Annotated in this window: 7 protein-coding genes and 1 tRNA gene; all 8 read right to left on the bottom strand. The window is 37.4% G+C overall.

The window, feature by feature from the left end; translation table 11 throughout:
• Positions 1-196: 196 nt before the first annotated feature.
• Complete coding sequence (locus tag IV88_RS08485) at positions 197-697, bottom strand: PTS sugar transporter subunit IIB (protein ID WP_057800468.1); 501 nt, start codon at positions 695-697, stop codon at positions 197-199.
• Between the two features lie 4 nt (positions 698-701).
• Complete coding sequence (locus IV88_RS08480) at positions 702-1,109, bottom strand: PTS sugar transporter subunit IIA (protein WP_057800467.1); 408 nt, start codon at positions 1,107-1,109, stop codon at positions 702-704.
• Positions 1,110-1,175: 66 nt separating this feature from the next.
• Positions 1,176-4,091, bottom strand: coding sequence for a sigma-54-dependent transcriptional regulator (locus tag IV88_RS08475; protein ID WP_057800466.1), 2,916 nt, complete (start codon positions 4,089-4,091; stop codon positions 1,176-1,178).
• A 387-nt stretch (positions 4,092-4,478) separates the two neighbouring features.
• Entirely contained in the window at positions 4,479-4,871 is a 393-nt protein-coding gene (locus IV88_RS08470) for a DUF956 family protein (protein ID WP_057800465.1), read from the bottom strand.
• Between the two features lie 134 nt (positions 4,872-5,005).
• Positions 5,006-5,914, bottom strand: coding sequence for a PTS system mannose/fructose/sorbose family transporter subunit IID (locus IV88_RS08465; protein ID WP_057800464.1), 909 nt, complete (start codon positions 5,912-5,914; stop codon positions 5,006-5,008).
• Positions 5,915-5,930: 16 nt separating this feature from the next.
• Positions 5,931-6,746: a PTS mannose/fructose/sorbose transporter subunit IIC gene (locus IV88_RS08460; protein WP_057800463.1), complete on the bottom strand. Its 816-nt coding sequence runs from the start codon at positions 6,744-6,746 to the stop codon at positions 5,931-5,933.
• A gap of 26 nt (positions 6,747-6,772) precedes the next feature.
• Positions 6,773-7,747 carry a mannose/fructose/sorbose PTS transporter subunit IIA gene (locus tag IV88_RS08455; RefSeq protein WP_057800462.1) on the bottom strand — a complete coding sequence of 325 codons (975 nt, stop codon included), beginning with the start codon at positions 7,745-7,747 and terminating at the stop codon, positions 6,773-6,775.
• Positions 7,748-8,162: 415 nt separating this feature from the next.
• A tRNA-Leu gene (locus IV88_RS08450) sits at positions 8,163-8,248 on the bottom strand.
• Positions 8,249-8,319 lie beyond the last annotated feature (71 nt).

Below are 8,319 nucleotides of genomic sequence, written 5' to 3'. Positions count from 1 at the left end.
AAACCTCCAAATAATTAACAGTTATTTTGATATAATCGATCAATTATCATTATACCCTATTTGATATATCTGATAAAACAGGCGTAAATTAAACTTTTACAATATCTCATACTTATTTATAGAATCCGCATAAAAAAACAACCGGAATATCATAAAAAAATGAAATTTCGGTTGTTTTATTTAGTTACCTATTCTTTTACAACTTATTCTTATCCAACATTGCAATGACGTCTTTTTTACTGTCATTTGGAATCTTTTGTGCAAAGACATCTAAGCCTGTTGCATGCAGTTCTCTGATAGCTGATACTTCTTCTGGGCCGACAGCAATTGCATCAGTCAACAGAATCATTTCATCAGCGTAAGCTAGGCTACCAATATCGACACCTGTTTCACTTAAATCAACGCCGCCTTGAACCAAACGAAGCATATCTTGTACTGTTTCGGTTAACAGTAACGTTTTAAGATCATCAAACTGTGGATCCTTATAGATATCCAACATCTTTTGAACCGTAATCACACTAGCATTCGTCCCTGGAGGTGCAGCTTGCGTAATTAAATTCTTTCTTAAACTATCTTCCGCCACATTATCAGATACTACTAAAATGCGGTTGGGTTTGACTTTTTTGGTCCAAGCTGTTGCAACTTGTCCATGCAATAATCGACTATCAACCCGTGCTAACAAAATTTCCATTGCCATATTTTTATCCTTCTTGACTATCCTTAATTTCCAAGTGGCGAACGCCTGCTTTTGCTGTTTCTTCTAGATGTGGAACGACTTGATCTAATGGCTGTTCACGAACTGTATAAGCTTCAACCAACATTGATAAATTAAGGCCAGTAATTAATGCCATTCGATCAGTATGTTCAGCAACAATCTGACTTGCAGCATTAAATGGTGAGCCTCCAAATAAATCAACTAAGAAAATAACTTGGTCATCCTTATCAAATTTAGCTAAGGCCTCTTGAAACTTACTATTTAATTCTTCAGGGCTTTCATTTGGATGCAAAACTACAGCTTCAACATTCTTTTGTTCCCCAAAAATCATAAATGATGAGTTCTTAATACCTTCAGCAAAATTCCCATGACTCGTTACAATATAATCGATCATTTAAATATCCCCCTTATTCATCAATAGCAGTGTTTTGAACAACCTCTAAACACTAATTTATCCGTACTATTTAGCTATCTTGTCGTTAAGTATTATATCATTTTTTTCTTGCCACGTTTCAAGCAACTTATAAATATAAAACTCTTCGCTTTGATTCAACTTAATTTGAACCTTCTCTAAATAGTTCACATCTGCTTCTTGAACCAGATTCAACCAATCCGGATGAGTGATATCTTTCAAGTCTTCGTCTGCAGCTTCAATTGGATCATTAGTTAAAGTACGCTCTACAGCTCCAGCAATATGCATGATCAAGCTAATTTTAAATGTCTCGCTAAATTTAGCAGACTTATTTTCTGATAGATAATTAACATAGTTCCACAAAATGTTGGTGAACTTATCTGGATTAATAAAGACAAAGTATTGAGAAAGGTATTGGCGACAAATATCTTTTGATAACTTGGTATTTTTTGCATCAGCCAACCATAGCCCTTCACTACTATCTTCAAGTTCGTGCACAAACTTCTCACCACCACCTTGAAGTAGCGTTTGAAGCGGCATAAATGGTACTCCAATTTCAGGATTCATAACTCCAGTTGTTGCAACAACCGTATAGTTTTGTTTAATTTCGGCAATTGAAGCTTCCATATTAACAATCGAAATAGGGAAAACTTTTATATCTTCAATTAGATTCTGGACTAGTAACTGGTCCAACAGGTTTTTAATACGTTTAGCAGTTCCTTCACCCGTTGAGCAAATTGCAATGACTGCCTTTGGTTTACCGGTTAATACTAGATTATTAGCATCCGTAACTGGCGTCTCATCAGTTTCTTTTTCAGATGAAGCAACTCGGGAGTATCCGTGGAATTCGCGGAGTTCTGAATAAATGGCATTCAAATCACTGTCAATAAATGAAGCCTTACGAGTAGCTTCGAGTACCATAGCCGTCGTAACCATATCAATCGCACGAACTGGGATTTGAGTTTCACTAGTAATCTTAGGTGCAAAGGTACTCAACGATCCCATATCAACTAGCAGTAGAACACCTTTACCTTGATCAGCTTTTTTGACACATTCAACAATGCCTGCATACGCGGTCTTGGGGTTCATATCTAATGGCATATCGTAAGCCTGAACCGAATTATCAGATAATAATTGAGAAACTACCTGAACCATTGAACTGGCTGTACTACCACCATGAGCTGCCACGACAATTCCCACGGTTCCACTTGAAGGTGCCATTTTGAGTGAAATTAACAGAACTGCCAAATAATAACTTTCAGACTCTGGAATTGGCATCCCATATCGTTCTTCTAACTTGGCTTTGATGTTTTGGGCAACATCAAGTTCTTTTGGATAATCCTTAACCATTGCTACTAAATCATTTCCCATCATCCGCATTGGCTTGCCGGACTGGATTCGTTTGATAAACGAACTGATATGCAAACTCATGGCATAAATAAAGTTGTCCCGGAATTGATAGTCGAGTTTGGTTTGAATTTTTTCTTGAATATCCTTCGTAAAATCAATAATATCTTGATCAACAATTTCGGCTAACTTGGTTTCAGCATCATTTTGAGTTGTATCATCTCGATAAAATGACTTCAAATGTAGATTGATATCAGTAGTAATAAAATTATTGATATTTTCCTGATCTAATCCTTCTTCACGAAGCATAGTTGCCTTGTCGCCAATGATTTCATACAAATTGTAAGGTAGCTCATAACTATCATTATGATTGATAGTAGCTACACTCTGCGAATCGTCGCCCTTAATCGTCATGTATGGTTGGAGCAATTTAGAAATCGCACCTAATTCATGTCGGTCAGAAGCTAAATGTAATAACCCATCTTTAATATTTTGTGGCAAATCGTCTGAAGTAATCGTAATTTCATCAGCAGAATCAATATTATTTAAAAATCCCTTTGCACATACTAATTGAATATTAGACTTTAGTTGTCCAACGTTTCCATAAGTAACACTACCTAATAAAGCCTGAACTACATCTTCAGTTAACGTGATTTGTTTATGAGTCCGATTAGCTTCAATGGTTAAAAGCGACTTCAAAAGTTCAATTCGTTCTTCAGGACTTCTTTTATTGAAGGATGGTAATTGAATCGTAATTGGAATACGACGAACGAAAGTCTGTAGCAAAGAGCTTTCAGGATCTTCAGTTGTTGCACACACTAATCGAACGTTAGCATGATGTGTCTTGGCTGTTTCACCTAATTTACTATAGGTTCCATGGTCCATGAAGTAGAAGATCATTTCCTGACCTTCCGGTGGTAAACGATGCACTTCATCTAAGAAGAGCATTCCACCATCAGCTTCTTGAATTAAACCATCCTGTTCATCATTGGCTCCTGTAAATGCACCCTTGGTGTATCCAAATAAATGCGACATTAATAACTCTGGATTATGCGCATAATCGGCACAATTAAAGGTTACGAGTTGTTCACTATCATTTAACAAATGCTTGTTTTGAGCAAATTCAAACATCGCATTAGCAAAATAAGTTTTACCAGAACCAGTTGGTCCAATAATTAGTGTATTCAATCCGCGTGGTGGATACAGTAAAGCTGCCTTGGCCTGTTCCACTTGGTTATGCATACTTTCAGAACTTCCTATCATACCTTCAAAGATATCGCTATGAAGAGTTTTAGGAGCTGGTTTCATTTCATTATTTAACTGTTGTTCTTTTGCACTATGTAATCGTATTTCGGTTACTGCAGGTTGAGCTTTTTGAACTGAAGTCGTTACTGTATCATCTAACGAACGACAGTATCGAACTGGTCGACCGGTTATTTTTGAAAGTTGTCCCTCTCGTACCAAATCATTGAGCTCTTTACTAACATTTGGACGTGCAATATCTAAAGCATCCGCAATTTCACTAGTTGTCAAAGCAGACTTAGCCTTTAGTTCTGTATCAGATACTTCCTTAGTTCTCTCAATTACAAATTGAAAAATTCGTTCTTGTCTAGTCATTTCTTCACCGCTATCTGTATTAATACACTGTTTGATACAGATAGTGTAACACACTAAGGAAGTGTGTAGTAAATCGCTTGCATTTGAGCATAACATAGCAATGACTAATATCCCGGTCTTGGATATTGGTTATTGTGTAGTTAGCCGGAAAATGCAGATTTACGGAGCACGTTATGACTGGAAGTGTGGATCAAATCGGGTAATTTTGAGTATTGCATAGGAAATGAATTATTCCGGGTTTTGGAATGGTTCATTTCTGTAGCAAGACGAAAAAATCAGATTTGAGAAGCACGTTATGATGGAAGTGTGTAGTAAATCGCTTGCATTTGAGCATAACAAAAAAGTCTGTATCGGATTTATACCGATACAGACTTTGAAACACTATTATTAATTAGATTTCTTTTTAGTAAAGCGGCTGAACAAGTTCTTAAATCCACGACCAATAACTTGGAAGAAGCTCAAGGACTTAACGATATTTTCAGCACCTACGTGAACTCTAATCGCTCTCAATACAGCTTTAGGATCACGTGCTGAAAATGAATAAGTTCCGTTTCTTTTGGTTTTAATCGCAAAACGTGGGATCCAGCGTCCACCGAAAATAATTGATGCAATCACTGAATCAACTTCTTCCCATGGAATCTGGATAAAGTTCTTTTCACTATTGTCTGCAAAGAACTCAAATCCACGATCACCGACCATAATTTGACCATAATCGGTCATCCCAAGATGGGAAGTACCTTTAACTACAAATTCAGCTTTGGTATTAATTGATTGCACCATTTTATTTTCTCCGTTTCTTAAACTTATATCTAATTATATTCTGCCCAAACAACTATTTCAAAGTTATTTAGTCTTTTTAATAAAACAAACCCTCGCAATAAGAGTATCTCATCACGAGAGTTTGCTAAGTATTTTTACATTAAACCGATTACGTGAAGAACAACACCGACTACGAACAAACCAAGGATTTGAACGATTGGTGATACACCCTTCTTAAGTAACCACATACATAGAAGTGTTAATCCTAAACCAGCAAGTCCAGGAATCAAACTATCCAAGTTGTTTTGAAGAGTTGTAACTTTATGGTCTGTCAATGATAGTCCAGCAGCTTGTTGTTCCAAAGCTTTTTGAACACCTGTCATACCATGAAGGTTACTCCAGTCAATGTAAGCACCTTTTTGAAGTTTAACCGATGAAACTGTCGGAATAAACTTAACTGATACCCACCTATTAACCAGTGATCCTAAGATAAACATACCTAGAATTGAAGCACCTTTAGTAACCTGTTGTAATAAACCACCTGATAAATCTTCAGTAATACGTGAACCTGCACGGTATCCGAATTCTTGTGTATACCACATGAATCCCATACGAATTGCATTCCAACCAATGAAGTAGATTAGTGGTCCAAGAATATTCCCACTAATAGCTAAACTAGCTGCTAAAGCACCTAAGATTGGTTTTACAGTAAACCAGAACACTGGATCACCAATACCAGCCAAAGGACCCATCATACCAACTTTAACACCTTGAATGGCAACATCATCAACAGGAGCACCATTAGCACGTTCTTCTTCAAGAGCAAGGGTTACACCTAAGATAGGTGAAGCTAAGTATGGATGAGTATTAAAGAATTCCAAATGGCGTTTTAAAGCTGCCGAACGGTCTTCTTTAGTTGTGTAAAGTTTCTTTAGGGCTGGGATCATTGTGTATGCCCAACCACCATTTTGCATACGTTCGTAGTTCCAAGAACCTTGGATGAACGTTGAACGCCAGAATACGGATAGACGATCTCTTTTAGTTAATTCAATTTTTTTATCCATCAGTTTTTCCCCTCTCTTAATAGTTATCTATAATGTCGCCGACTTGATCACCGGAATTTGAACTGCCACCATTGTTACTACCGTTTGAACCACTTTGGTTAGAAAGTGTTAAGTAGATAAGGGCCATTGAAATACCAATTGCACCAAGTCCGATAAGGGTAATTTGTTGAACAGTTGCTAAAACAAAACCAATGGCGAAGAATGGCCACATTTCGCGAGTAGCCATCATGTTGATAACCATTGCATAACCAACGGCAACAACCATACCACCACCAACAGCTAAACCATCAGTTAACCATTTAGGCATTGATGTAAGCATTGCACGTACAGGTGCAGCACCGATAGCTAAAATCAATGCAGCAGGGATAGCGATACGTAAACCTTGCATTGCAATAGCAATAATGTGCCATAATTCAACACCACGGAAGTTTCCGTCTTCAGCTGCTTTATCCATCAAATGAACAAGAGCAACGGCGATTGTACGAGCAAGAATAGTTAGAAGTAAACCAGCAACAGCCAAAGGAATAGCAATAGCAATAGCTGATTGAACTCCGGCACGGCCTTGTCCACCAAGAACTAGAATAAGAGCAGATGCGACAGATGCTAAAGCAGCATCAGGAGCAACAGCGGCACCAATGTTAGCCCAACCAAGAGCAATCATTTGAAGTGTACCACCTAAAACAAGACAAGGTACTAGTTGACCTGTAACTAAACCAATCAAGGTACAAGCGATAACTGGTTGATGGAAATGAAATTCATCTAAGATTCCTTCCATACCAGCTAGGAAAGCTACCAAGATTACTAAGATCATTTGAATAGCATTTAAATTCATAGTAAGTATTCCTCCAATTTTAAAATTTATTTCTGTTCATTTAACATTTCTTGAGCTTTTTTCATAATATCGTCTAAGTTTCCACGACCATCTGAAGGAACTTTACGAACATCGAATTGAACGCCGTCTTCAGCAAGCTTATGGAATGTATCAATATCATCCTGACTGAAAGCCAATACTTGGTTAGGTTGAACCTTACCAGCGGAGTGAGACATTGAACCAACGTTGATTTCTTTCAATGGAACTCCACCTTCAACTGCACGTAAAGCATCTTGTGGTGTTTCGAAAAGCAATAGAGCTTTTTGACCACCAAAGTGCTTATCGTCTTTAGCAATCTTGATCATTTGTTCAACTGGAACAACATGAGCTTTGATTCCTGCAGGTGCAGCTTGCTTAATCAAGTTAGTTCTTAACTCATCTTTAGCAACGGCATCTGAAACAACGATGATACGTGTTGGGTTAATACTCTTTGACCATGCAGTTGCAACTTGACCATGCAACAAACGTGAATCGATTCGAGCTAATCCGTATTCCATCTTACCTGGTTGTCCAGCATTTGCTGAACTTGCTGCAGCTGCAGCCTTAGGAGCTTCTTTTGGTTGAAGTTCTTCAGGACGAATCTTCACACCATCTTTAGCAGTTTCTAAGATATGAGCTGCAATTTCATGAGCTGATTCCATAGTCATTCGTGAACCATATGCCTCAATAAGCATTGGTAAATTCAAACCAGAAACGATTGCCCACTTGTCCTTGTGTTCTTCAAACAAGTTATTAACTTGATTGAATGGAGTACCACCCCAAAGATCGACCAAGAATAATACTTCGTCTTGGTTATCGAAAGAAGCAATTGCTTCTTGTAGTTTTGCTTTAATGTCATCTGGGCCTTCGCTTGGTTTTAAGATAACCGCTTTAACGTTTTCTTGTTCTCCGAAAATCATTGATCCGGATTGTAAGATTCCGTTGGCGAATTCACCGTGACTAGCAAGGATAATTCCTACCATCTTCATACCTCCTAGATTTTTTTGTTACAGTAACAAAAAAGTAAAATAAAATAATTTCAAAAACCTGTAACCATTTTAGTCATGTTCCAAAACCAATCGCTGTATCGTTTATCAAAACGCTTACATTAGTTTGAATAAAAATAACGGCGTTGGCCGAATTTATTCAAATGACGTTTAGTTTTAGAAAATCACTGACACAAAACACTAAGTTTTTGCGCTCACTTATATATAAGCAAATACCGTGCCAAAATACACTAGAAAAGAATGCCTTTGTGATAGGGTTTTCATTAATACACTTTTAGTGATACACAATACAGTAAGACAATTTTGTGTATTTTTTATTAAAAACTTAACTAAGATTAAGAAATAAATAAAAAAAGACCCAAACCTCAAATGAGATTTGGACCTAAAGTAGTGCGGCCAAGAGGGTTCGAACCTCCACCCGGGTAAATCCGGACAAGATCCTTAATCTTGCGCGTCTGCCAATTCCGCCATGGCCGCAAAAGCTTACTTGACTATGTTAGCAAAAACTAACGTAGGTAGCAAGCTATTTTTTATCTTTCTGTTTTAGC

The sequence above is a fragment of the Pediococcus argentinicus genome, assembly GCF_001437605.1.
GTDB lineage: Bacteria > Bacillota > Bacilli > Lactobacillales > Lactobacillaceae > Pediococcus > Pediococcus argentinicus.
This window is presented reverse-complemented; position numbering and strand designations above follow the sequence as displayed.

Bases quoted from the DNA above. Each gene is read 5' to 3' on its own strand.
- IV88_RS08465 (WP_057800464.1), bottom strand. From the start codon at position 5,914: ATGGATAAAAAAATTGAATTAACTAAAAGAGATCGTCTATCCGTATTC.
- IV88_RS08475 (WP_057800466.1), bottom strand. From the start codon at position 4,091: ATGACTAGACAAGAACGAATTTTTCAATTTGTAATTGAGAGAACTAAG.
- IV88_RS08455 (WP_057800462.1), bottom strand. From the start codon at position 7,747: ATGGTAGGAATTATCCTTGCTAGTCACGGTGAATTCGCCAACGGAATC.
- IV88_RS08480 (WP_057800467.1), bottom strand. From the start codon at position 1,109: ATGATCGATTATATTGTAACGAGTCATGGGAATTTTGCTGAAGGTATT.
- IV88_RS08485 (WP_057800468.1), bottom strand. From the start codon at position 697: ATGGCAATGGAAATTTTGTTAGCACGGGTTGATAGTCGATTATTGCAT.
- IV88_RS08460 (WP_057800463.1), bottom strand. From the start codon at position 6,746: ATGAATTTAAATGCTATTCAAATGATCTTAGTAATCTTGGTAGCTTTC.
- IV88_RS08470 (WP_057800465.1), bottom strand. From the start codon at position 4,871: ATGGTGCAATCAATTAATACCAAAGCTGAATTTGTAGTTAAAGGTACT.